The organism is Nocardia sp. NPDC058666 (assembly GCF_042714895.1).
GTDB lineage: Bacteria > Actinomycetota > Actinomycetes > Mycobacteriales > Mycobacteriaceae > Nocardia.
In genome coordinates this window covers 1-22936 of sequence record NZ_JBHXRY010000014.1, presented here as the reverse complement: position 1 = coordinate 22936, position 22936 = coordinate 1, and the positions used below count along the sequence as shown (strand labels likewise).

The following is a 22936-nucleotide window of genomic DNA, read 5'->3' as shown; positions in this document are numbered from 1 at the left end:
ACGGGGGGCGAAGATCACGGGTTCTTCCAGGCTGAGTGGCCCGATCCTGTCGTATCGTGGATCGGGTGACCAGCACCGCGCACACCGATTCGAACCCGTTGCCTACGCCGGGTTCGGCCACGGTCGCGGAGGTCATTCACCACCGTCGAGACGCCGGTCATCGCGCTGACGGGCATCGGCTGGCGCTGGTGATCGAGGGTGGTGCCAGTCGCGGGGTGTATTCCAGCGGGATGGTGCAGGCGCTCGAGGAGCTGGGCCTGTCGAAGGTGTTCGACGCGGTGTACGGCACGTCGGCCGGGGCGATCAACGGTGCGTGGTTGCTGTGCGGACGCGCGGCTACGGGGATGCGATCGTGGACCGATCCGGCGATCATGCGACGCGTGGTGGACCCGGTGCGCATCCTGCGCGGTAAGCCGGTGTTCGACCTGCACTATCTGGTGAACGGCGTCTACGACGGAATCCAGCCGATGGACTTTCCGGCGATCCTGGCCAACCCCACCAGCTTTCACCCGATCGCGACCGACATCCGCACCGGGGAGTCGGTGGACCTTGGTCCTTACATCACCGACAAACAGTCGCTGCTGACGGCGCTGCGGGCGTCTGCGGGGCTGCCACTGCTGGCCGGGCCACCGGTGATGCTCGGGGGTGGCAGTTACTTCGACGGTGGGCTCGCCGAGACCGTGCCGATTCGTACGGCGGTGGCCGCGGGGGTCACGCACGCGTTGGTGTTGCGCACCCGTCGCACCGACGAGCTGCGGCCGCCCGCTTCGCTGCTGCACCGGGTGGTGGGCGGCGGGTACATGCGGGCCATCGCGCCGGGGGCGTTTCGGGCGTGGACGAAGCGGCCGGGTCAGCAGGCCAGGGAGGACAGTTATCTGGCCGGGCTGGGCGAACAGGTGCTGCAGGTGCATCCGCCTGCTGGTTCGCCCGCGGTGGAGAGTGCGACTCGGGATACGGATCTGCTCGATCGGGCGTTGGAGATCGGGCGGACGGCTGTGCATTCGTTGCTCGGTGGGGGAACGCTGCGTACGGCCTGAACCAGCCGCGAGATGAGCCGTTAGGCTGCGGGCGTGGAAGCGATCGAGATCAACGCTGGGTCCTGGTATCTGCGCGCCTTGCGGGCCGATGAGCGCATCGATGACCGACCCGCGTTGGCCGATGGGGGGATCACCGATTCCGACTATGTGGCCACGCGTTCGCAGCAGTGGGCGGATGAGTCGCACCTGTCGTGGGCGGTGTGTGTGCCGACCACGGCGGAGATGGTCGCCGAGATCGGCGTGACGCCGGGGGTCGACGGAACGGCTGCGGTGACCGGGTGGGCGCGGGCCGGTGCGGACGAGGCTTTGGCGGCAGGGCTGGCGTCGGTGCATCGATTCGTCGAGGGTGCGCTGGGGTTGCGGCCGGTCTCCGCCTGACGGGGTTATGGCGGTTCCGCGAGGAAAAACGCCGCCCATAGCCGCGACACGTCGCCATATCGCGGCCATGAGCGACTTGTGTTGCGCTACTGCGCTTCTCGTGTGAGGACCGCGTCCAACGCATCGACCGCGCGCTCGAGTTCTTCCTCGGTCACCGTCAGTGCCGGACGGAACCGAATGCTGCGCTCCCCCGTGCCCAGCAACAGCACATGCTCACGTCCACGCAACTCCGTCACCACCCGATCGCGCAGTTCCGGCGTGGCCAGGGTGATCGCGCACATCAGCCCGCGCCCACGCACCTCGCTCACCTCGTCCGGATGCGCGGCAGCCAGTTTGCCCAGCTGATCGAGCAGGAACGCACCCAGCGGCGCCACCCCTTCGATCAACCGATCCTGTTCCAGCACTTCGAGAATGCGCCGAGTACGGACCATGTCGGTGAGGTTGCCGCCCCACGTGGAGTTCAGACGCGAGCTCACCTGGAAGACATTGTCGTCGATCTCGTCGACCCGACCGCCCGCCATGATCCCGCACACCTGCGTCTTCTTCCCGAACGCCACCACATCGGGCTGCACCCCCAATTGCTGGAAGGCCCAAGTGGTTCCGGTCAGGCCGACGCCGGTCTGCACCTCGTCGAGGATGAACAGCGCGTCGTTGGCGTGGCACAGCTGCTGGATGGCGGCGAGGAATTCCGGCCGAAGGTGACGGTCGCCGCCTTCACCCTGAATCGGCTCCGCGATGAAACACGCTATGTCGTGCGGGTTTTCGGCGAAAGCCTGTTCGGCCTGCGCCAGCGCGCGCGCTTCCAGTTTCTCGATATCGGGGCCGGCGAAGGTGTGCGGTGTGTCGATGCGCGGCCAGTCGAATTTCGGGAAGCGGGCGGTCTTGACCGGATCGGTGTTGGTCAGCGACATCGTGTAGCCGCTGCGGCCGTGGAACGCCCCGGTCAGGTGCAGCACCTTGGTGCCCAGTTCCGGTGCGCGACCGTGCAATTCGTTGTGCCTGCTCTTCCAGTCGAACGCGACCTTCAGCGCGTTCTCGACCGCGAGCGCACCACCGTCGACGAAGAACAGATGCGGCAGGCTCGGGTCGCCGAGCACGCGGGCGAAGGCGTCGACGAAGGCCGCCATCTCGACGGTGTAGATGTCGGAGTTGCTCGGCTTGTTCAGTGCGGCAGTGGCCAATTCGGCGAGAAAGTCCTCGTCGCCGGCCAACGCGGGATGGTTCATGCCCAGCGCGTTGGAGGCGAAGAAGCCGAACATGTCTAGGTAGCTGGTGCCGTCGCGTTCGTCGACCAGCGTGCGACCGTGCGACTTGCGCAGGTCGAGCACGAGTTCGAAGCCGTCCGCGAGGATGTGCGAGGACAGGATTTCGTGGACCCGGTTGGCGGGGATGACCGCCGCGCCGGGGCGCTCCAGTTCGATGGTCACCAGACCGACGATACGCAAATATTTACGGAAGTTCTACGGATTCGCGAATCAAATTACGACCGATGACTACTTGTCATAGAATGTCTGCAGGATGATGGTGCTGCGGGTGTGCACGTTGGCCGTGGCCCTGATCTCCTGCAGCAGATGTTCCAACGCCCGAGGCGAGGCCACCCGCACCAGCAGCACGTAGCTCTCCTCGCCCGCCACCGAGTGGCACCCCTCGATGCCGGGGATGTGCTGCAACAATGCGGGCGCGTCATCGGGTTGGGACGGGTCGAGAGGAGTGATCGCGACGAACGCCGACAACAGGTGGCCCAGCGCTTCGGGGTCCACATTCGCGGTGTATCCGCGGATCACGCCACGCGCTTCGAGCCTGCGCACCCGCGATTGCACCGCGGAGACCGACAGACTGGCCTTCTCCGCCAGGATCGACAACGTGGCGCGGCCATCGATCATCAGTTCCTTGATCAATAGTCGATCGATGTCGTCTAGCTGGGGTCGAGCCGGTGTATCCGCCATCAGCGAAGGCTAACCCAGCGCGGCCCCGGCGCGGGGAAAACTTCTTTCCGTTCCCCACCGAAATCTCCCGAACTTTTCCGTGAGTCGTACCAAACAGCAGTCAGCCGAACTGCAGAAGGCGAGCACAGTACCGATGACGCAGACCGTGACCGAGAACTTCTCCGAGCAGCTGTCGCTGCGCGCCGGGGCGCTGCTGCACGCCCTGGGTGCCACCCTGCCCGCACCCGGCCCGCTGCTGGCGCGCACGCCCATTTCGGGCGGGGTCCTGCTGCCGTTGACCACCGATACCCCCGCCGACGTGGACGCCGCGATCGGCCGTGCCGCAACGGCATTCGAGTCGTGGCGCACGGTGCCCGCGCCCATTCGGGCCGCGCTGGTACGTCGGCTGGCTCAGTTGTTGGTGGAGCATCAGGACGAGCTGGCCGAACTGGTGACCCTGGAAGCGGGCAAGATCGGTCCCGAGGCGCTGGGCGAAGTGCAGGAGATGATCGACGTCTGCGAGTTCGCGATCGGGCTGTCGCGCCAACTCTACGGCGCCACAATGCCTTCCGAACGGCCCGGCCATCGACTGATGGAGACGTGGCATCCGCTCGGCGTCGTCGGGGTGATCTCGGCGTTCAATTTCCCGGTGGCGGTGTGGGCTTGGAATACCGCGATCGCGCTGGTGTGTGGTGACACGGTGGTGTGGAAACCCTCGGAGACCACGCCGTTGACGGGGTTGGCCTGTCACACGTTGCTGCGTCGGGCTGCGGTGGATGTCGGGGCGGATCCCGAAGTGCACCAACTGATTCAGGGTGATGCGACCGCCGGTTCGGTCCTGGTCGACGACCCCCGTGTCGCACTGCTCAGTGCCACCGGCTCGGTGCGGATGGGCGCCACGGTCGCACCTCGCGTGGCCGCGCGGTTCGGGCGGTGCCTGCTCGAACTGGGCGGCAACAATGCCGCGATCGTCGCGCCCAGTGCCGATCTGGAGTTGGCGGTGCGCGGGATCGTGTTCTCGGCGGCCGGAACCGCGGGGCAGCGGTGCACGAGTCTGCGTCGGTTGATCGTGCACCGTTCGATCGCCGACCAGGTGGTCGAACGGCTGTCCGCGGCGTATAGCCAACTGCCCGTGGGTAATCCGCTCGACGACGGCGTGCTGGTCGGCCCGCTGATCAACGAACTCGCCTTCGCCGCGATGCAGGAAGCACTGGTAGGAGCGGTGGCCGAGGGTGGCGACATCATCTGCGGCGGTGAGCGAGTCGAGATCGTCGGTCCCGACGCCTACTACGTGCGGCCCGCACTGGTTCGCATGCCGGGGCAGACCGAGCTCGTGCGCGAGGAGACCTTCGCGCCGATACTGTACGTGCTCACCTATGACGACCTCGATGAGGCCATCGCACTCAACAACGGTGTGCCGCAGGGACTTTCCTCGTCGATCCTCACCCTCGACCAGCGTGAGGCCGAACGGTTCCTGGCGGGCTCGGACTGCGGCATCGCCAATGTCAATATCGGCACCTCGGGTGCGGAGATCGGCGGTGCGTTCGGCGGGGAGAAGAACACCGGCGGCGGGCGCGAGTCGGGCTCCGATTCCTGGAAGACGTACATGCGTCGCGCGACCAACACCATCAACTACTCCACCGAACTCCCCCTGGCTCAGGGCATCCATTTCGGCTGATCAGGCACCGATTTCGTCTTTCGGCTCCCCCCGTGTAAAGTTGTCTTTGCAACGCGGGATGGAGCAGCTCGGTAGCTCGCTGGGCTCATAACCCAGAGGTCGTAGGTTCAAATCCTGCTCCCGCTACTACGAGAAGGCCCCGAAGTTTCGACTTCGGGGCCTTCTTCGTTATGTACCCAGCCGTTCATGTACCCAGCCGCAGCGTCCAGTTGCCCCGGTAGTGCAGCCGCGTCACGCTGGCAGGCGGCACATCCATTCGCCAGAACGACTTCGCCGGTGCGTCGAGCACCACCAGCAGCGCCGCGCGCACCACCGCCGGATGCGTCACCGCCACGGTGTCGCGCCCCGCCGACGCGACCTCGGCCAACCAAAACCGCACTCGCTCAGTCAGATCCGTGACCGATTCCCCACCGTGCCCACGGAATTCGGGATCGGTGAGCCAGGCGAACAGTTGATCCTGGGCCACCTTGCCCATCTCACTGCCCCGCCACGACCCCGCATCCAGGTCCCGTAGTCGCACATCCGGCTCGCCGACCAGGCCCAACTCCTGCGCGGTCTCGCGGGCCCGCAGTTCGGGCCCGGTCCGCACCAGCGCCGCGTCCAGGGGCACGCAGGCGCGCACCGCGGCCCGCCCCGACTCGTCGAGGGGTTCGTCAACAGGAAAACGCGCCTTACGTACCGCCTCGGTAAGGCCATGGCCGACCAGGTCGACTCTCAGCACCGTTTGCACGAGAGTCGAGGGTAGCCCCGGGTGCGACCCACGCCACACCCCAGGGCCGCGCAGTCGCCCCGGTCAGCCCCGTATTCGCGGTATCGGTGCAGGTCGGTGCGCGCGCGGTCGCCGGGAATTGTCAGTGGGTCGGTGCACACTGGGTGCATGGATCGGTTCTCCCCCGCTACCGCGCAATGGTTCGACGGTGCCTTCCCCGGCGCGACGTCGGCCCAGCTCGGCGCGTGGGACGCGATCGCCGCCGGTCAGAACACGTTGGTCGTCGCGCCGACCGGGTCCGGCAAGACCTTGTCGGCGTTCCTGTGGGCCATCGATCAGCTGGCTCAGCGAGAGCCGCCGGAGAAGGACGCGCCGCGCGGCACGTCGGTGCTCTACATCTCGCCGTTGAAGGCCCTGGCCGTGGACGTGGAGCGCAATCTGCGGGCGCCGCTGGTGGGAGTCACGCAGACGGCGAAACGGTTGGGACTGGACCCGCCGGATATCTCGGTGGGCGTGCGTTCGGGCGACACCCCGCCCGCCCAGCGCCGGGCCATGCTGCGCACGCCGCCCGACATTCTCATCACCACACCCGAGTCGCTGTTCCTGCTGTTGACCTCGGCGGCGCGCGAGACTCTCGCCGAGGTCAACACGATCATCGTCGACGAAGTGCACGCCATCGCGGGGTCCAAGCGCGGCGCGCACCTGGCGTTGTCGCTGGCCCGGCTGGATCAGCTCACCGAGAAACCCGCACAGCGGATCGGACTGTCGGCCACGGTGCGCCCGGCCGAGGAGGTCGGGCGGTTCCTGGTCGGCAACGCGCCCATCACCATCGTGCGACCGCCCGCGCCCAAGACCTTCGACCTGTCGGTGCGAGTGCCGGTGGCCGATATGACCGATCCCGGCGGCGATTCCGATCAGCCGGGGTCGATCTGGCCGCACGTCGACGAGGCCATCGTCGACCTGGTGCTCGAACATCGGTCCTCGATCGTGTTCGCGAACTCGCGACGACTGTCGGAACGCCTCACCGCCCGACTCAACGAAACCTACGCGGCCCGACTGGGCGAACCGGTCGAGACCGAGCACGCACCGCCCGCGCAGATCGGGGCGTCCACCGAGGTGACCCACGGGGCCGAACACCTGTTGGCCCGCGCGCATCACGGGTCGGTGAGCAAGGAACAGCGGGCCATCATCGAAGACGACCTCAAGACCGGTCGGCTGCGGTGCGTGGTGGCCACGTCGTCGCTCGAGCTCGGCATCGACATGGGTGCGGTGGACCTCGTGGTGCAGGTCGAAGCGCCGCCGTCGGTGGCCAGTGGGCTGCAGCGGGTCGGCCGGGCCGGACACCAGGTGGGTGAGGTCTCGCGAGGCGTGCTGTTCCCCAAGCACCGCACCGACGTCATCCACTGCACCGTGGCCGCGCAACGCATGCTCGCCGGCGAAATCGAGAAACTGCAGATCCCCGCGCACCCCCTGGACATCCTCGCCCAGCAGACCGTGGCGGCCTGCGCGCTGGAACCCATCGACGTCGACGGTTGGTTCGACCTCGTGCGCTCCACCGGCAGCTACGCGAACCTGCCCCGCTCCGCGTACGAATCAGTGCTCGACCTGCTGGCCGGACGCTACCCTTCCGACGAGTTCGCCGAACTCCGCCCGCGGGTGGTGTGGGACCGCGACGCGGGCACCATCATGGGCCGCCCCGGCGCGCAACGCCTTGCGGTCACCTCCGGCGGCGCGATCCCCGACCGTGGCATGTTCGCGGTGTTCATGGTGGGCGAAAAAGCATCTCGCGTCGGCGAACTCGACGAGGAGATGGTGTACGAGTCGCGCGTGGGCGATGTGTTCGCGCTCGGTGCCACCAGTTGGCGGATCGAGGAAATCACCTTCGACCGGGTGCTGGTCTCGCCTGCGTTCGGGATGCCGGGCAGGTTGCCGTTCTGGCGCGGTGACGGGTTGGGGCGGCCTGCCGAATTGGGTGCTGCGCTGGGTGAATTCATTCGCACGGCGGGTCAGGTGCCGGGGGATGAACTGACGCGGATCGTGGCGGGCATGGGGTCGCAGCTTGCGCTGCCTGCGGGGTCGGCGGTCGATGATGCTGAGACCCCGGTTGCCAGGAAGAAGGCGAAACCTGTTTCGGCCGAGCTCAGTAAGCCTGGGGCGCGGCTGGAGCACCTGGTGCGATCGGCTGGACTCGATCAGAATGCTGCCGCGAATCTGGTGAGCCTGATCGAGGAACAGCGCAGCGCTACAGGGCAATTGCCCACCGATCGCACGTTGGTCGTGGAACGATTCCGTGACGAACTCGGCGACTGGCGACTGGTGCTGCACTCCCCCTACGGCACCCCCGTGCACGCACCGTGGGCGCTTGCCGTCGGCGCGCGCCTGCAGGAACAGTTCGGCATCGACGCCGCCCCGACCGCGTCCGACGACGGCATCGTGGTGCGCCTGCCCGACACCACCGACCAACCGCCCGGTGCCGAACTGTTCGCCTTCGAACCCGACGAGATCGACGACATCGTCACCGAACAGGTCGGCGGCTCCGCCCTTTTCGCCTCCCGCTTCCGCGAATGCGCCGCCAGAGCGCTGCTGCTGCCGCGCCGCGACCCCGGCAAACGCGCACCGCTGTGGCAGCAACGGCAGCGCTCGGCCCAATTGCTGGATGTGGCCCGCAAATTCCCCCAGTTCCCGATCCTGCTGGAAACCGTGCGCGAATGCCTGCGCGACGTCTACGACCTGCCCGCTCTGCGTGACCTGCTCACCAAGGTCGCCCGCCGCGAAATCCGCCTGATCGAAGTCGAGACGGCCAGCCCGTCCCCCTTCGCGGGCGCCCTGCTGTTCTCCTACATCGGCCAGTTCCTCTACGACGGCGACAGCCCCCTGGCCGAACGTCGTGCCGCCGCACTGGCTTTGGACTCCAGCCTGCTCGCCGAACTCCTCGGCCGCGTCGAGCTACGCGAACTTCTCGACCCCGCCGTCATCGACCTCACCGAACGAGAACTGCAACGCCTCACCCCCGAACGCCAAGCCCGTGACGCCGAAGGCCTGGCCGACCTCCTCCGTCTACTCGGCCCCCTCACCCCCACCGAGGCCGCAGCCCGCTGCGTCCCCCGCCCCGGCACGGCCGCCGCCGCTCGCCGCGCCGAGGCCATGGGGAACGTGGCGCTAGACGACTTCGGCGCCCCCGAACCCGACGTGAACGCTCGCACGGCCGAGCCGACAGCGGCCACCGAGGGCACCCCAAGCGCCACACCCTCAGCACGCGCCGCAGCCTCCGACGATCTGCTCGCCGATTCCGATGCCCCGCTGTGGTTCGCGGAACTGCGGGATTCGCGTCGAGCGCTGGAAGTCTCGTTCGCGGGGCGCACCTGGTGGGTGGCGGTGGAGGACGCGGCTCGCCTTCGCGACGCTCTGGGCGTGCCGTTGCCGATCGGTGTGCCCGCGGCGTTCATCGAACCGGTGCCCGATCCGCTCGGCGACCTCGTCGGGCGCTATGCCCGCACCCACGCGCCCTTCACCACCGGCGCGGTCGCCGCCCGCTTCGGCCTCGGAGCCGCGGTGGCCGGCACCGCACTGCACCGATTGCTCGCCGAAAAGCGTGTTGTCGAAGGCGAATTCACGCCGGGAACAGCCGGTGGCGAGTGGTGCGACTCCCAGGTCCTGCGCCAATTGCGCCGCCGTTCACTGGCCGCCGCTCGGCAGGAAGTCGAGCCGGTGACCACTGCCGCGTTCGGCCGCTTCCTACCGTCATGGCAACACGTCGGCTCCGGCGAACTGCGGGGTGTCGACGGCGTGGCCACCGTGGTCGAACAGCTTGCGGGCGTACCGATTCCGGCCTCGGCATGGGAATCGCTGATCCTGCCCATGCGCGTGCGCGACTACTCCCCCGCCATGCTCGACGAACTGATGGCCACCGGCGAAGTGGTCTGGTCGGGCCACGGCGCGATCACCTCCCGCGACGGCTGGATCGCCCTGCACCTGGCCGACCAGGCCTCGTTCACCCTGCCGCCCCCCGACGACATCGACCCCACCGACATCCAACTCAACCTCCTGGTAGCCATGGGCGCCCAACTCGAACCGTGGCCCCCCGGCAACGAACGCCAAGTGGTCGACCTGGACAGCGCGGGCGAAGGCGTCACCATCGAACCGACACAACCCGCTTCGCCACAGCTGGACACCGCGGCGAAGTCGCGCACGGGTAAAAGTCGCGCGGCGGGAACAACTACAGGACCTTCAACCAGCGATCCTGGTGCAAGTTCCTCCCCCGCCGATGCGACTCCCGGCAGTTCAGCCGGGTCCTACGGTCGGCTTCCCCCCACCCTGCACGGCGCGGGCGCGTACTTCTTCCGCCACCTCTCCGACGCCACCGGCCTACTCAACGACAAAGCGGTTGGCGAGGCGCTGTGGCAACTCGTCTGGGCCGGTTATGTCTCGGGCGACACTTTCGCGCCCGTCCGTGCACTGCTGGCAGGCACCACCCGAGCCACCACCGCGCACCGCGCCCCCCGTCGCGCCCCTCGCGGCCGCGCCTACCTCCCGAGGGCCGCGCTGCCCACCCGCGCAGGGCCGCCGAACCTCGCGGGTCGCTGGTCGATCCTGCCGGAACGCGTGCAGGACAACACCGTTCGCGCCCACGCCACCGCCGACCAGCTCATCGAACGCTACGGCGTCCTCACCCGCGGTTCGGTGCAGAACGAAGGCATTTCCGGCGGCTTCCAGCTGATGTACCGGGTACTCACCGAATTCGAGGACCGTGGCCGGTGCAGGCGCGGCTACTTCGTCGACAGTCTCGGTGGCGCGCAATTCTCCACCACCGACACCGTCGACCGCCTGCGCTCCTTCGACACCGATCGCGACGACACCCGAACGGGCGTCGCCCTGGCGCTTGCGGCGTGCGACCCCGCCAACCCGTACGGCGCGGCCCTGCCATGGCCCAAAGGCGACGCCGAAGGCGGCCATCGCCCCGGTCGCAAAGCGGGCGCCCTGGTGGTACTCGTGGGCGGCGAACTGGTGCTCTACTCCGAACGCGGCGGCAAAACCCTGCTCAGCTTCACCGAGGACATCGGGATGCGCCGAGCCGCCTCGGTCGCGCTGGCCGGACTCGTGCGCGACCATAGGGTCGACGGATTGGTGATCGACAAGATCAACGGAGAAACCGTGCACGGCAACCTTTTCGCCGATGTCCTGGTCGAGGCAGGTTTCTCGATGACCCCGCGCGGTTTACGGCTGCGCAGACAGGTGTAGACCGATGCCCGAGGGCGACACCGTCTTCCGCACCGCGGAACGGCTGCGCACGGCCCTGGTCGGAAAAACCCTGACGCGCAGCGACTTTCGAGTACCGCGATTCGCCACGGTGAACATGGTCGGCGACCTCGTCGAGGAGGTCGCCAGCTACGGCAAGCACCTGTTCATCCGCACCGACCGCCTGAGCATCCACACCCATCTCAAGATGGAAGGCGAATGGCGGGTGTTCCACTGCGGCCAACGCTGGACCAAACCGCGGGTCACCGCCCGCTTGGTACTGGCCAACGACGAGGTCGAAGCGGTCGGCTTTTCGCTGGGCAAGGTGCAGGTACTCCCGCGCGCCGACGAACACACCGTCATCGACCACCTCGGCCCCGACCTACTCGGCCCGAACTGGGACCCGGCACAGGCACTGCACAACCTCACCGAACACCCCCGCCGCGCCATCGGCCTCGCCCTGCTCGACCAGCGCAACCTGGCAGGCATCGGCAACATCTACCGCAGCGAGATCTGCTTCCTGCGCCGAATCCACCCCGCCACCCCCGTCGGCGACATCCCCGACCTCCCCGCCCTGGTCGACGAATCCCACCGCGTCCTGGGCAAAGCCGCCCACCAACCCCCGTGGCGCCCCCTGGTCTACGGCCGAACCCGCCGCCCCTGCCCCCGCTGCGGCACGGCCATCGCCTCCCAACTCCTCGGCGAAGACGATCCCGCCGACCGCATCACCCAGCGAGAACGCGGAATCTACTTCTGCCCCCGCTGCCAGCCCAGTCCACAAACAAGCTGACCCGATTCCGGCCGTCTGCGTCCTCCTCTGGACAACTGGCGTAATCGCCCACTTCGCATCGTTTACCCCCCGATTTCGGCCTATTCGAGGTCGAAGTGGTCGATTACGCCGGTGTTCACCGCTCCTGCGGCACCGGTTCCAGCAATTGCGGACGGGGTTCGGGGGCGGCGGCCCGCAGCGCGTCGGCGGACTTGTCATCGGGTTGGGTCTGCGATTCGATCTCGGCTCGCACGCGCGCCTGATAGGTGGCGATCTCGCGGTCGACATCGTCTGCATCCCAACCGAGTACGGGCGCCACCAGGTGGGCGACCTGTTCGGCGCTGTTCGCGCCACGATCGGGGTATTCGATGGAGATCCGGGTGCGGCGAGCCAGAATGTCGTCCAGGTGCAGCGCGCCCTCGGCGGCGGCCGCATAGACCGCTTCGACCTGCAGGTAGGCGGGGGCATCGGTAATCGGTTGCAGCAGTTCGGGTTTGCCCGCCGCCATGTCGAGCACCTCGTCGACCAGGGAGCCGTAGCGGTCGAGCAGGTGCGTCATCCGATAGGGGTGGATGCCGTAGTGCTGCGCGAGCTGCACAGTCTGGTTGACCAGCGCGAAGTAGCCGTCGGCGCCCAGCAGCGCGACCTTCTCGGTGATCGACGGCGACACCCGCGCCGGAATGTCTTGTGCCGCTTCGTTCATCGCGTCAGCCGCCATCACCCGATAGGTGGTGTACTTGCCGCCCGCGATACTCACCAGACCCGGCGCGACGCGAGCCACGGCATGTTCGCGCGAAAGCTTGGACGTCTCGTCGCTCTCGCCTGCCAGCAGCGGACGCAAGCCCGCGTAGACGCCGTCGATGTCGGCGTGGGTGAGCGGGGTGACCAGCACCTCGTTGACCCGGTCGAGCAGGTAGTCGATGTCGGCCTTGGTCGCGGAGGGGTGGGCGAGGTCGAGGTTCCAGTCGGTGTCGGTGGTGCCCACGATCCAGTGCGCACCCCACGGGATGATGAACAGCACCGAGGTGGCGGTGCGCAGGATGATCGCGGCGTCGCTGACGATCCGGTCGCGCGGCACCACGATGTGCACACCCTTGGACGCACGCACATGGAAACGCCCGCGTTGATTCGACAGACCCTGGACCTCGTCGGTCCACACGCCCGTCGCGTTGATCACCACACTCGCGCGCGCCTCGGCGGTGCGCCCGTCATCGGTGTCGCGCAGCTTCACGCCGACGACCCGGTCGGCCTCGCGCAACAGGCCGACGACCTGGGTGGAGGTGCGGATGACCGCGCCGTAGTGGGCGGCGGTGCGCGCGACGGTCATGGTGTGGCGTGCATCGTCGACGACGGTGTCGTAGTAGGTGACCCCGCCGATCATCGAATCGCGGCGCAGTCCGGGTGCCAACCGCAGCGCGCCGTGCCTTGTCAGATGATGTTGTCCGGGAACAGATTTCGCGCCACCCATCGTGTCGTACAGGGCGATTCCCGCGGCCACGTACGGCCGCTCCCACACGCGATGGGTCAGCGGGTACAGGAAGCGCAGCGGCTTCACCAGATGCGGGGCCAACGTCGACAGCGCCAGCTCACGTTCCTTCAGCGCCTCTTTGACCAGGCCGAACTCGAGCTGTTCGAGGTAGCGCAGGCCACCGTGGAACATCTTCGACGAGCGACTCGACGTGCCCGACGCGAGATCGCGAGCCTCGACCAGCGCGACCGAAAGCCCGCGGGTAGCCGCGTCCAGCGCGATGCCCGCACCGACCACGCCGCCACCGACGACCAGCACGTCGAACTGATCCTTACCCAGCCGTTCCCAGGCGGCACGCCGATGTTCGGGGCCCAGGACCCCCGGCCCGAGCCGGTCCCGCTTCCCGCCCGCCACCAACTCACCCGGGTGCAAGAACGGAAACTCCGGTGTCTGCGACATGCTCGACTCCTCGCCGCCGACCGAATCCGGCCGGTCCCAGCCGACAGTGGGGCGGGCGCCGCGAACCCGGCGCCGCTGCGTACAGGCTAAACGTAGTGGGCATCCAGCGCGCGGGACGCGTTCGGCGGGGCGTGTGGACGAAATTCGGCGGCCTGACCGAACCGAACGGCCGGGGGATGTGCCGGGCCCCAACATTCGCCCCGGTCCGCGACCGCCGTGCGCCGTGCGTGGCCGGGCTCGTCAGGCTCCAACATCTGGGTGCGATGAGCGGGGCGAACTTCACGATTGTTTTGACGCATGTCGCCGCCGACCCGCTATACCGCTGCTCTCCAGCGACAAAGCTGTCAGCCGGACGCCTCGCATTCGGTAACCTGCGTCAATGCGTCGCTATGTGGCTGCCATCGATCAAGGGACTACTTCGAGTCGGTGCATCATCTTCGATCGGCAGGGTCGGATCGTCGGGACCGCGCAGCGGGAGCATCGGCAGATCTTTCCCAAGCCGGGCTGGGTGGAGCACGATCCGGCGGAGATCTGGCGTAATACCGAGTGGGTGTTGGGCGCGGCGCTGGGTAACGGGCGGTGTTCGGCCGGGGATCTGGCAGCGGTCGGGATCACCAATCAGCGTGAGACGACCCTCGTGTGGGACCGGGTCACCGGCGAGCCCGTGTACAACGCGATCGTCTGGCAGGACACGCGCACCGATCAACTCTGCGCGGAACTCGCGGGTGCTCAAGGGCCGCAACGCTATGCGGACCGCACCGGGCTGCCGCTGTCGACCTATTTCGCCGGTCCGAAGTTGCGCTGGATCCTGGACAACGTCGAGGGCGTGCGCGCACGCGCCGAAGCCGGCGACCTGTGTTTCGGCACCATGGACAGCTGGGTGCTGTGGAAACTGACCGGTGAACACCTCACCGACGTCACCAACGCCTCGCGCACCATGCTGATGGATCTTCGGACCCTGCAATGGGATTCGCAGATCTGTGCCGATTTCGACATCCCGATGTCGCTGCTGCCCCAGATCCGCAGCTCGTCGCAGGTCTACGCCGACGTCGTCTCCGGCCCTTTCGAAGGCGTCCCCGTCGCGGGCATTCTCGGTGACCAGCAAGCCGCAACCTTCGGCCAAGCCTGCCTGTCCCCAGGCGAAGCCAAAAACACTTACGGCACAGGCAATTTCATGCTCCTCAACACCGGCACCACACCCGTGTTCAGCAAGCACGGCCTGCTCACCACCGCCTGCTACCAACTCGGTGACACCCCCGCGGTGTACGCCCTCGAAGGCTCCATCGCCGTCACCGGCTCCCTGGTCCAGTGGCTACGCGACAACCTCGGCATCATCTCCTCCGCCGAGGAAGTAGAGCCCCTGGCCCGCACCGTCGAAGACAACGGCGGCGCCCACTTCGTCCCCGCCTTCTCCGGCCTGTTCGCCCCCCGCTGGCGCCCCGACGCACGCGGTGTCATCGCCGGCCTCACCCGCTTCGTCACCAAAGCCCACTTGGCAAGAGCCGCACTGGAATCCACCGCCTTCCAATCCCGCGAAGTAGTAGACGCCATGCGAGCCGACGCCGCCGCCCAACACCTGGACCTGGAACTGACCACCCTCAAAGTCGACGGCGGCATGACCGGCAACAACCTGCTCATGCAATTCCAAGCCGACATCCTCGACGTCCCCGTAGTACGCCCCGTAGTCCGCGAAACCACCGCCCTGGGCGCCGCCTACGCCGCAGGCCTAGCAGTCGGCTACTGGTCCGACCTCGAGGACCTGCGAGCCAACTGGATAGCCGACCAAACCTGGACCCCCACAATGTCCGAAAAGGAACGAACCCACCGCTACGCCGACTGGAACAAAGCCGTAGAACGCACCTACAACTGGGCCTGAGAAACCGCGCAACGGATTCAATGGCTGCCGAGATCTATGGTCAGAATCTTGACCACCGGATGCGCGTCGCCTCTATCGCCTTCCTCAGTGTCGTTGCAGTACTGGTAATCGATTCGCCCGGCGCCGCTGATCTCGTAGTGGATGGTGCGTGAATAGCCTGCCCATTTCGGGCCGTGGTGTTTGCCGCGTAGAACGGTCGACGATCCGACCGAAGGTGGCCTGCCAGGAGTTGCCGAGACGTGTTCCCAGAATTGCTGAGCCGATGTCATTCCGACCCGGTCGGCCAGTCCGTTCCACACGTCGAGGTATTGCCGGTGCACCAGAACTCGGTACATCGGTTTGGTGCCGGGTCGACCGCCGGGCGAGCGCGCTGCGACGAAGGGCCGATACGCTCCTGGCTCGGGGTCAGCCATTGTCGCTCGAACGGGGTGCATCCACCTCGACGAACTCTGAATCCTCTACTGAACCGATGTGCACCGCGCGACGGGCCGAGTCGCGCATGACCGCTGCTGTCGTGACCCACGCGTGCAACGCCTCCCGCAGCGGTTCCGGGTCTTCCGATGCCACCGTCAGGACAACGGCGTTTCGGATCTCGGCCAACGCTTCGGCCCGGTCGTCAGGGTCGAACTCTGCGAGCCATGCCAGGCCGCCGAGCTCGACCGGGGTGGGCGAGGAGGTCCGCGCCAGCACCGCTTCGGCCGTGAACAGTTGGGTGGTGACGGCAACCGCTTCGTGCAGAGCGGCGATCCGCTGTGCCGCGAGCATGATCAGCACAGATCCGTCGGTATCGCGCAGCGACGCCGACGAGCGTTTGGCCTCGTCGAGGAACTCACGGCGGCGCGCGCCCGCTAGATCGCTGACCTGAAACATCACCATGCCATGATTCTAGCAGGATTATGGCAGATAGCCCGTGGTCGTTAGACCGCTGCAGCCTTCGACAGTCGGGTGACCGCTTCTAGGAGGGTTTGCTCGTCCGATGTTGTGAAGCAGAGCCGTAGGGCGTTGTGCCCCGTGTCGGCGACCGCGAAGGCCGCGCCGGGGACGTAGGCGACGCCGGATTCGAGGGCTTTGGGGAGCAGGGTGGTGGTGTTGGTGTTGTCGGTGAAGTCGGCCCAGATGAACATGCCGCCGATGGGGGCTGTGCAGTGGATTCGGGTGCCGAAGGTGGCGTGGAGGGCGGAGGTAAGGGTTCGAGCCCGGGTGCCGTAGGTGGTTCGGATCGAATTGATGTGCGATGCAAGCCAATCGGTGTCCGAGAGCAGGTCGGTGGCGATCTGCTGGGTGAGAGCCGAGCCGCAGAGATCGGCGCCCTGTTTGAGGAGTTCGACTGCGCGGCAGACTTTTTCGGGGGCGATCATCCAACCGACGCGCAGGGAAGGGGACAGGATTTTGGAGACGCTGGACAGGCGGATCACCTGGGGTGAGTACGAGGCGACCGGCGCGGGCGTGGGCTGGTCGAACCAGAGTTCGCCGTAGGGGTCGTCTTCGATGATCCAGAAGCCGTGGGCCTGCGCGAGTTCCGCGAGTCGGCGGCGGCGTTCGGGGGCGAGGGTGACGCCGCCGGGGTTGTGGAAATTCGAGACCGTGTGGACGACGGCGGGGCGTTCGCCTGCGGCCAGGAGGTCTTCGAGGATGTCCAGGCGCATGCCGTCGGAATCCAGTGGGACGGCGACGATTCGGGCGCCCGCGGCTCGAAAGACCTGCAAGGCACCGACATACGCGGGGTCTTCGACAATCACGAGGGCGCCGGGGTCGAGTAGGACTTCAGCCAGCAGGGACAGGGCCTGTTGGGAGCCGTGCGTGATGAAGACTTCCGTTGCGGGCACGGCGCGGCCGATCTTGGCAGACTCGCGTGCGGCAATCACCTCACGCAGCGCGGGCCAGCCGGATGACTCGGTGTATTGCAGGACCGCCGAACTACGCAGGGCGGTCTCGGCGGCGAGAGCGATGCGTTCGCGGGGCATCAGGGCGGCGTCGGGCAGGCCGCCCGCGAGGCTGATGATGTCGTCGCGGGCTGTGAGTTTCAGCAGGTCCCTGATCGCTGAGCTCTGTAGGCCTGCGAGCTTGCCCGCCAGGGCGGGAGTGGTCAGCGACATGGGAACCTCCGGGGACGCCAAGGGAAGCAATCATCCTACGATTGCATAGCGTCCGCCAGAATGTGAAACTATCGTCTCATGCAGTGAGATGCTATCGGGCAGTGATCGACTTGACCTGCCACTTTCCATCGGTGTTGGTGGTGATGATTTCCTGCTTGTAGACCACCGCGGAACCATCGGGGTGCATTTCGCGCAACTCCACGTCATAGCGGCCGACGGTGGTTTCGCGCATCTTCACGCAGTGTGTGGTGCCCGCGGGGATCTGGCCGTCGATCGCCTGCTGGATCGTCTCCGCCGGTGAGATGTTCTCCGCGTCGGGTGCGACGAACTCGCGCACCTTGGCGCCGGATCGGTCGGTGTAGAAGGCGTATTGGAAGCCGAGGATGGCTCTGGCGCCGGTGGTGGTGTCGCCCGGGCCGTTGCCGACGGTGACGGATTGTTCTGCGACAGACTGGCATTCGGTCGCGGAGGCGGCCGAGGTGACCGGCGCGGCCGTCACGCCGGGATCGGCGCCACCGCCGCGCTTGACCAAGCCGATGGTCAACACCAGTGCCACCACCAGCAGCACCGCCGCGGCCACGCCGCCGATGATCCAGCGCATCCGCTTGCTGTCGAGTTCGGGTTCCGCGGGGGGCGGGGTGGTCGGCGTCTTCGGGGCGAGGCGGCGCGCGATCGGGTCGTCGGCCCACGACAAGCCGGGCTCGGCGGGCGGCTTCGGGATCGCGCCGTCATCGTCGGCGTCCCACCATTTGTCGGCTGCCGGCTTCGGCTCGTCGGCGAACAGCGGGGTGCGCGTGCCGTCGGGCGGACGGACCGGCTCCGGCGGCACTTCGGACGAAGGTCCTTGCGACGCGGGCTTTTTGGGATCGGGGCGACCGCGACGGATCACCTCGGTGAGCTCACGACCGGACGTCACCGGCACGGAATCACCGAACACCGAGTCACCGGAGCCCTGCTCCCCACCGAATCGCACAGTGGGATCAGCCGGAGTCGGACCACCGAACGGGGAGGCCTGGCGAGGCCCGGACTGGGCGGAGGGAGGCGTGCCTACCGCGTCACCGGAGCCCTGCTTCCCACCGAACCGGACAGTGGGGTCGGCCGAGGGCGGACCACCCGGAGTCGGACCGCCGAACGGGGCGGCCTGGCGAGGCCCGGACTGGGCGGGCGGAGGCGTGGCTACCGCGTCACCGAAGACCGAGGTGGGGGCGGAGCGTCGATTATCGGGAGATCGGGGTGGCGCCTGCGGTGTAGGACCGGACTGACGCGGCGGGCCGACGGGCGGACCCGGCGGCATCGTGTTGTACGAGACGGGCGCACCGAACGGCCCAGCGGGCGGTGGCGCAACGGGTGGCTGACCCGCGACCGGCGCACCGAACGGACCTGGCGCGGGCGCACCAGCGGGCGGACCGAACGGACCCGGAGCAGCACCCCCGCCGGCAGGCGGACCTGCGGGCGCACCGGAGGGGCCGGGGCCACCAGCGGGCGGACCGAACGGACCGGGAGCAGCACCCCCGCCAACGGGCGGACCGGAGTGACCCGGTGCAGGCCCACCAGCGGGCGGACCAGCAGGCCGCCACCCCAACTCGGGAACCCCGGTCGGCACGGGCGGCGGCGTAACAGGCACGGGCCCGCCGAAACCTTCGTCGTCGACCGGTGGCCCGAAATCGCTTACGGGAGGACCGAATTCCGCGGCCGGTCGTCGATCGCCGCGCTCGTTGTTGTCACCTTCGGTGCCCACGTCCAATCCTTTCCCCAGGACACACGTGTGGGGCGGTCGAATGCGACCGCCCCACACGACGTACTGCGTGTCAGTACTGGAGCGAGCCACCCCACTGGGTGTTCACACCCGCGACGTTCACCGTCTGAAGCAGCTCCCCCGGCACGGGCAGTGTAGCCTTCGCGGCCTGCTCGAGTGCGGCGGTGCCACCCGGCTGCGCCTTGATCCAGTTCTCGACCGCGGCCTTGGCCAGGTTGGCCTGCGTGGTGTCGAGCACGGTCACCGTGGTGTTGTCGGCGCGGCCGTCGCCACCGTTGAAGGTGGTGACCTTGACCGAGTTCTCGCCGATGTACTCCACCGACACACCGGCGTCACCGAAGCCGCCACCGGGCGCGCGGTAGCCGACGGTGCCGACGTAGCCCGACGCGTTGTTGTAGTGGTGGGTGTTGGCCAGGATGCCCGCGCCGTCGATGGTAGCGCCGATTTCCTGGTGCGGGCCTTCCATCTCGACTACGGGCGCGGCGGGCGCGTTGGCCAGGCGCGGGGCCTGCCATTCCGGCGCCTTGGGTTCCTGGATGAGGGTGTCCGGGGACTCGACCTCGGCCTGCTCGCCCTGACCCGACGGCACGGTCGGCTGCGTCTGCTGGCCCGGACGGGTCGGCGTGACGGTCTCGGGCTTGGTGGTGCCCGGCTGGTCGGGCGTGGCGTCGGTGCGCTCCGGCTGCACCGCGGGCTTGTCGGTGCCCTGGGCGGTCTGACCCGGCACGGGCAGCGGCGCGACGCGCGGGCTGGTGACGCCCGGCTGACTCGGCGTCGGCTTGGTGGGGGTGCCCTGCTCCGGCTGACCCGGCGCGGGGCTGGTGACGCCCGGCTGCGCCGGGGTCGGCTTGGTCTCGCCCGGCTTGGGCTTGACGCTTTCCGGGGTCTCCGGGGTGGGAGTCTCCGGGGTCTCTACTTCAGCCGAAGGCTGGCCCGGCTGCGCAGGAGCCGGCGTGGCAGGAGTGGTCGGCTGGTCACTGGGGACCGCGCCGGCCGGTGCCGCGAGAAGAGTTGCTACTGCCGCCGCGGCAGCAAGAGGCAACGACGTGCTTGCCATCGCTCGCTGCGCCCGACTCGGCTTACGATGCTTCACTTTTCGTAATCCCTTTCCCGGAGGGAATCCCCCACTGCATCCACCACGCGACCACAGATGATCACGCCTCGGCCGTGAGTCAACCACATGAGCGCGAGACAGGCAACGCAGCAGTAGGTTTCGCGTCTTCTGGGCTCCGCCTGCGCGAACGCCGGATGTGAGGATTACCGAGTTCGAGTGAGTAGCGTTGGCGAACAACACATTTCGAACCTGAAAACCCCAGCATCCGGCGCCTGGCGGAGTCAGTCCAGATCGTCGTGGCGCATCAGCAAACGCCCGGCTTCGGTGAGCGAACCGGTCAGCGACGGGTACACCGAGAACGTCTGCGCCAGGTCGGCCACGGTCAGATTGTTCTGCACCGCCAGCGCGATCGGCAGGATCAGTTCCGAGGCGATCGGCGCGACCACCACGCCGCCGATCACCACACCGGTGGCGGGACGGCAGAAGATCTTGACGAAGCCGCGGCGCAGCCCCGACATCTTCGCGCGCGGGTTGGTGTTCAGCGGCAGCATCACCGTGCGCGCGGGCACCTCACCCTCGTCGATCGCGGTCTGGCTGACGCCGACCGTGGCGATCTCCGGGCGGGTGAACACCGCCGAGGCCACCGTCTTCAACCGAATCGGGCTCACGCCCTCGCCCAGCGCGTGGTACATCGCGATGCGGCCCTGCATGGCGGCCACCGAGGCCAGCGGCAGCAGACCGGTGCAGTCGCCCGCGGCGTAGATGCCGGGCACCGAGGTGCGCGAAACCCGGTCCACGCGAAGGTATCCGCCGCGATCGAGTTCGATACCGACCCGGTCCAGGCCCAGGTTCTGGGTGTTGGGGGTGGAGCCCACGGTCATCAGCGCGTGCGAACCGGTGACGGTGCGACCGTCGGACAGCTTCACCACGATGCCGTCGGCGGTGCGCTCGACCGCGTCGGCGCGCGCGTGCTTGACCAGCTCCACACCGCGTTCGGCCAGCGCTTCCTCGAGCACGAGCGCCGCGTCGGCGTCCTCGCCGGGCAGCACGCGGTCGCGGCTGGACACCAGCTTCACCCGCACGCCCATCTCGGTGTACGCGGACACGAATTCGGCGCCGGTGACACCGGATCCGACCACGACCAGGGTCTCGGGCAGTTCTTCCAGGTCATAAAGTTGACGCCAGTTCAGGATGCGCTCACCGTCGGGCTCGGCGCCGGGCAGCACGCGCGGACTGGCGCCGGTGGCGATCAGCACGACCTCCGCTTCGAACTCCTCGGTGCTGCCGTCGGGCAGGGTGGCACGCACCTGATGCGCCAAACCCGGTGCGGGACCGACCAGTTCACCGTAGCCGGGAAGCAGTCGAACGCCCGCGGCCTGCAGTTTGGTGCGAATATCGGAGGACTGCGCCAACGCCAGTGCCTTGACACGCGCGTTCACCTCGGGCAGATGCACCTTGGCCTGATCGGCGTCGATGTTGATGCCCAGGTCGCGCGCGCGGCGCAGATCGGTGCGCAGACCCGTCGAGGCGATGAAGGTTTTCGACGGCACGCAATCCCACAGCACACAGGCACCGCCGATGCCGTCGGCGTCGACCAGGGTCACCGACGCCCCGTGCTGGGCGGCTACCAGTGCCGCCTCGTATCCGGCCGGTCCACCGCCGATGATCGCAATTCGTGCCACCAGTCACGCTCCTTGTGCTCGCCTGATCGAACTGCCCCTTGTGAGGGCCCGTCCGTGCTGTCGACCCATCATTTCAGGTGCACTGTGACGTGCCAGGGTCGGATCGGTGAACAACAGCGCGCGTGTTCTGTGCCACGTCATCTGTGGTCGGTAAGTGTGACGGTCAGCCGATCTGGGTGGGAGACAGTAATTGTGCGCCGGTTATTGGCTACAGTTCCATGGTGCCGATCTATGCCGCCTACGGGTCCAACATGGACTCGACGCAGATGCTGGAACGCTGCCCGCATTCGCCCATGTCCGGGACCGGGTGGCTGGAGGGTTGGCGCCTGACCTTCGCCGGTGACGACATCGGCTGGGAAGGCCCGCTGGCCACCGTCGTCGAGGACCCCGGCTCGCGGGTATTCGTCGTGCTCTACGACGTCTCCCCCGAGGACGAGGACAGCCTCGACCGCTGGGAGGGCTCCGACTTCGGAATCCACAAGAAGATCCGAATCCGAGTCACCGGCACCCAAGGCGAGTCCCGCCTCGCCTGGCTGTACGTCCTGGACTCCTACGAAGGCGGCCTCCCCTCGGCCCGCTACATCGGAGTAATCGCCGACGCCGCCGAAAAAGCAGGCGCCCCAGAGGACTACGTCCACTCCTTGCGCACCAGAAACAGCAAGAACGTAGGCCCAGGCTCAGCCTGAGCCACCCACCCCGCAAACCCCAAATCCCCCATGACCGCACTCCCAGCCCCCACCTGCGACCCATAGGGAGCAGCGGCCACGCAGTGGCCGTAGCGGCCCGGCCGCGAGTTAGCCGCCGTTGCGTCCGA

At 67.7% G+C, this 22936-nt stretch carries 17 protein-coding genes and 1 tRNA gene; 8 read left to right on the top strand and 10 right to left on the bottom strand.

Features of this window, described 5'->3' with window-relative positions; all coding sequences use genetic code 11:
* The first annotated feature begins 65 nt into the window (after positions 1–65).
* Entirely contained in the window at positions 66–1037 is a 972-nt protein-coding gene (locus ACFWVD_RS24145) for a patatin family protein (protein ID WP_379246403.1), read from the top strand.
* A gap of 33 nt (positions 1038–1070) precedes the next feature.
* On the top strand, positions 1071–1415 hold the full coding sequence (locus tag ACFWVD_RS24140; protein ID WP_379246401.1) for a hypothetical protein: 345 nt from the start codon (positions 1071–1073) through the stop codon (positions 1413–1415).
* Positions 1416–1501: 86 nt separating this feature from the next.
* Here ACFWVD_RS24140 and lat read toward each other — a convergent pair whose 3' ends face one another.
* Both lat and ACFWVD_RS24130 read right to left on the bottom strand, forming a co-directional pair.
* Positions 1502–2842: an L-lysine 6-transaminase gene (gene lat / locus ACFWVD_RS24135; protein WP_379246399.1), complete on the bottom strand. Its 1341-nt coding sequence runs from the start codon at positions 2840–2842 to the stop codon at positions 1502–1504.
* A 66-nt stretch (positions 2843–2908) separates the two neighbouring features.
* Positions 2909–3361, bottom strand: coding sequence for an Lrp/AsnC family transcriptional regulator (locus ACFWVD_RS24130; RefSeq protein ID WP_379246397.1), 453 nt, complete (start codon positions 3359–3361; stop codon positions 2909–2911).
* Between the two features lie 133 nt (positions 3362–3494).
* Between ACFWVD_RS24130 and ACFWVD_RS24125 the strand changes: the two genes are divergently transcribed.
* A complete protein-coding gene (locus tag ACFWVD_RS24125; RefSeq protein ID WP_379246395.1) occupies positions 3495–5018 on the top strand; it encodes an aldehyde dehydrogenase family protein in 1524 nt (507 codons plus the stop codon).
* A 52-nt stretch (positions 5019–5070) separates the two neighbouring features.
* A tRNA-Met gene (locus ACFWVD_RS24120) sits at positions 5071–5144 on the top strand.
* Between the two features lie 58 nt (positions 5145–5202).
* Here the strand turns inward: ACFWVD_RS24120 and ACFWVD_RS24115 are convergent.
* Positions 5203–5748 (bottom strand): histidine phosphatase family protein, encoded by a 546-nt coding sequence (locus tag ACFWVD_RS24115; protein WP_379246393.1) that lies wholly within the window; start codon positions 5746–5748, stop codon positions 5203–5205.
* A 147-nt stretch (positions 5749–5895) separates the two neighbouring features.
* Between ACFWVD_RS24115 and ACFWVD_RS24110 the strand changes: the two genes are divergently transcribed.
* Together ACFWVD_RS24110 and ACFWVD_RS24105 are read left to right on the top strand one after the other, a co-directional pair.
* On the top strand, positions 5896–10965 hold the full coding sequence (locus tag ACFWVD_RS24110) for a DEAD/DEAH box helicase (RefSeq protein ID WP_379246391.1): 5070 nt from the start codon (positions 5896–5898) through the stop codon (positions 10963–10965).
* A 4-nt stretch (positions 10966–10969) separates the two neighbouring features.
* Positions 10970–11752: an Fpg/Nei family DNA glycosylase gene (locus ACFWVD_RS24105; RefSeq protein WP_379246389.1), complete on the top strand. Its 783-nt coding sequence runs from the start codon at positions 10970–10972 to the stop codon at positions 11750–11752.
* Positions 11753–11867: 115 nt separating this feature from the next.
* Here the strand turns inward: ACFWVD_RS24105 and glpD are convergent, their stop codons facing one another.
* Complete coding sequence (gene glpD, locus ACFWVD_RS24100; RefSeq protein WP_379246387.1) at positions 11868–13658, bottom strand: glycerol-3-phosphate dehydrogenase; 1791 nt, start codon at positions 13656–13658, stop codon at positions 11868–11870.
* 379 nt (positions 13659–14037) lie between these two features.
* Between glpD and glpK the strand changes: the two genes are divergently transcribed.
* The gene (glpK, locus tag ACFWVD_RS24095) at positions 14038–15534 is read left to right on the top strand and encodes a glycerol kinase GlpK (RefSeq protein ID WP_379246385.1); all 1497 of its coding nucleotides are present in this window, start codon (positions 14038–14040) and stop codon (positions 15532–15534) included.
* Positions 15535–15551: 17 nt separating this feature from the next.
* Here glpK and ACFWVD_RS24090 read toward each other — a convergent pair whose 3' ends face one another.
* The 6 genes from ACFWVD_RS24090 to ACFWVD_RS24065 all read right to left on the bottom strand — a co-directional run bounded on the left by ACFWVD_RS24090 (position 15552) and on the right by ACFWVD_RS24065 (position 22122).
* Positions 15552–15947 carry a hypothetical protein gene (locus tag ACFWVD_RS24090; RefSeq protein ID WP_379246383.1) on the bottom strand — a complete coding sequence of 132 codons (396 nt, stop codon included), beginning with the start codon at positions 15945–15947 and terminating at the stop codon, positions 15552–15554.
* On the bottom strand, positions 15940–16410 hold the full coding sequence (locus ACFWVD_RS24085) for a hypothetical protein (RefSeq protein ID WP_379246381.1): 471 nt from the start codon (positions 16408–16410) through the stop codon (positions 15940–15942). The genes ACFWVD_RS24090 and ACFWVD_RS24085 overlap by 8 nt, the downstream gene beginning before the upstream one ends.
* Positions 16411–16451: 41 nt before the next feature.
* Positions 16452–17630 (bottom strand): PLP-dependent aminotransferase family protein, encoded by a 1179-nt coding sequence (locus ACFWVD_RS24080; RefSeq protein WP_379246380.1) that lies wholly within the window; start codon positions 17628–17630, stop codon positions 16452–16454.
* A 91-nt stretch (positions 17631–17721) separates the two neighbouring features.
* Complete coding sequence (locus ACFWVD_RS24075) at positions 17722–19368, bottom strand: hypothetical protein (RefSeq protein ID WP_379246378.1); 1647 nt, start codon at positions 19366–19368, stop codon at positions 17722–17724.
* A 70-nt stretch (positions 19369–19438) separates the two neighbouring features.
* Entirely contained in the window at positions 19439–20443 is a 1005-nt protein-coding gene (locus ACFWVD_RS24070) for a hypothetical protein (RefSeq protein WP_379246376.1), read from the bottom strand.
* A gap of 278 nt (positions 20444–20721) precedes the next feature.
* Positions 20722–22122 carry an NAD(P)H-quinone dehydrogenase gene (locus ACFWVD_RS24065; protein ID WP_379246374.1) on the bottom strand — a complete coding sequence of 467 codons (1401 nt, stop codon included), beginning with the start codon at positions 22120–22122 and terminating at the stop codon, positions 20722–20724.
* Between the two features lie 221 nt (positions 22123–22343).
* On the opposite strand from ACFWVD_RS24065, the gene ACFWVD_RS24060 reads away from it, so the two are divergent.
* A complete protein-coding gene (locus tag ACFWVD_RS24060; RefSeq protein ID WP_379246372.1) occupies positions 22344–22808 on the top strand; it encodes a gamma-glutamylcyclotransferase in 465 nt (154 codons plus the stop codon).
* Positions 22809–22936 lie beyond the last annotated feature (128 nt).

Excerpts from the sequence above, each read along its gene's own strand:
- ACFWVD_RS24130 (WP_379246397.1), bottom strand. The coding sequence starts at position 3,361 with ATGGCGGATACACCGGCTCGACCCCAGCTAGACGACATCGATCGACTA.
- ACFWVD_RS24125 (WP_379246395.1), top strand. The coding sequence starts at position 3,495 with ATGACGCAGACCGTGACCGAGAACTTCTCCGAGCAGCTGTCGCTGCGC.
- ACFWVD_RS24110 (WP_379246391.1), top strand. The coding sequence starts at position 5,896 with ATGGATCGGTTCTCCCCCGCTACCGCGCAATGGTTCGACGGTGCCTTC.
- ACFWVD_RS24105 (WP_379246389.1), top strand. The coding sequence starts at position 10,970 with ATGCCCGAGGGCGACACCGTCTTCCGCACCGCGGAACGGCTGCGCACG.
- glpD (WP_379246387.1), bottom strand. The coding sequence starts at position 13,658 with ATGTCGCAGACACCGGAGTTTCCGTTCTTGCACCCGGGTGAGTTGGTG.
- glpK (WP_379246385.1), top strand. The coding sequence starts at position 14,038 with ATGCGTCGCTATGTGGCTGCCATCGATCAAGGGACTACTTCGAGTCGG.
- ACFWVD_RS24090 (WP_379246383.1), bottom strand. The coding sequence starts at position 15,947 with ATGGCTGACCCCGAGCCAGGAGCGTATCGGCCCTTCGTCGCAGCGCGC.
- ACFWVD_RS24085 (WP_379246381.1), bottom strand. The coding sequence starts at position 16,410 with ATGGTGATGTTTCAGGTCAGCGATCTAGCGGGCGCGCGCCGCCGTGAG.
- ACFWVD_RS24080 (WP_379246380.1), bottom strand. The coding sequence starts at position 17,630 with ATGTCGCTGACCACTCCCGCCCTGGCGGGCAAGCTCGCAGGCCTACAG.
- ACFWVD_RS24070 (WP_379246376.1), bottom strand. The coding sequence starts at position 20,443 with ATGGCAAGCACGTCGTTGCCTCTTGCTGCCGCGGCGGCAGTAGCAACT.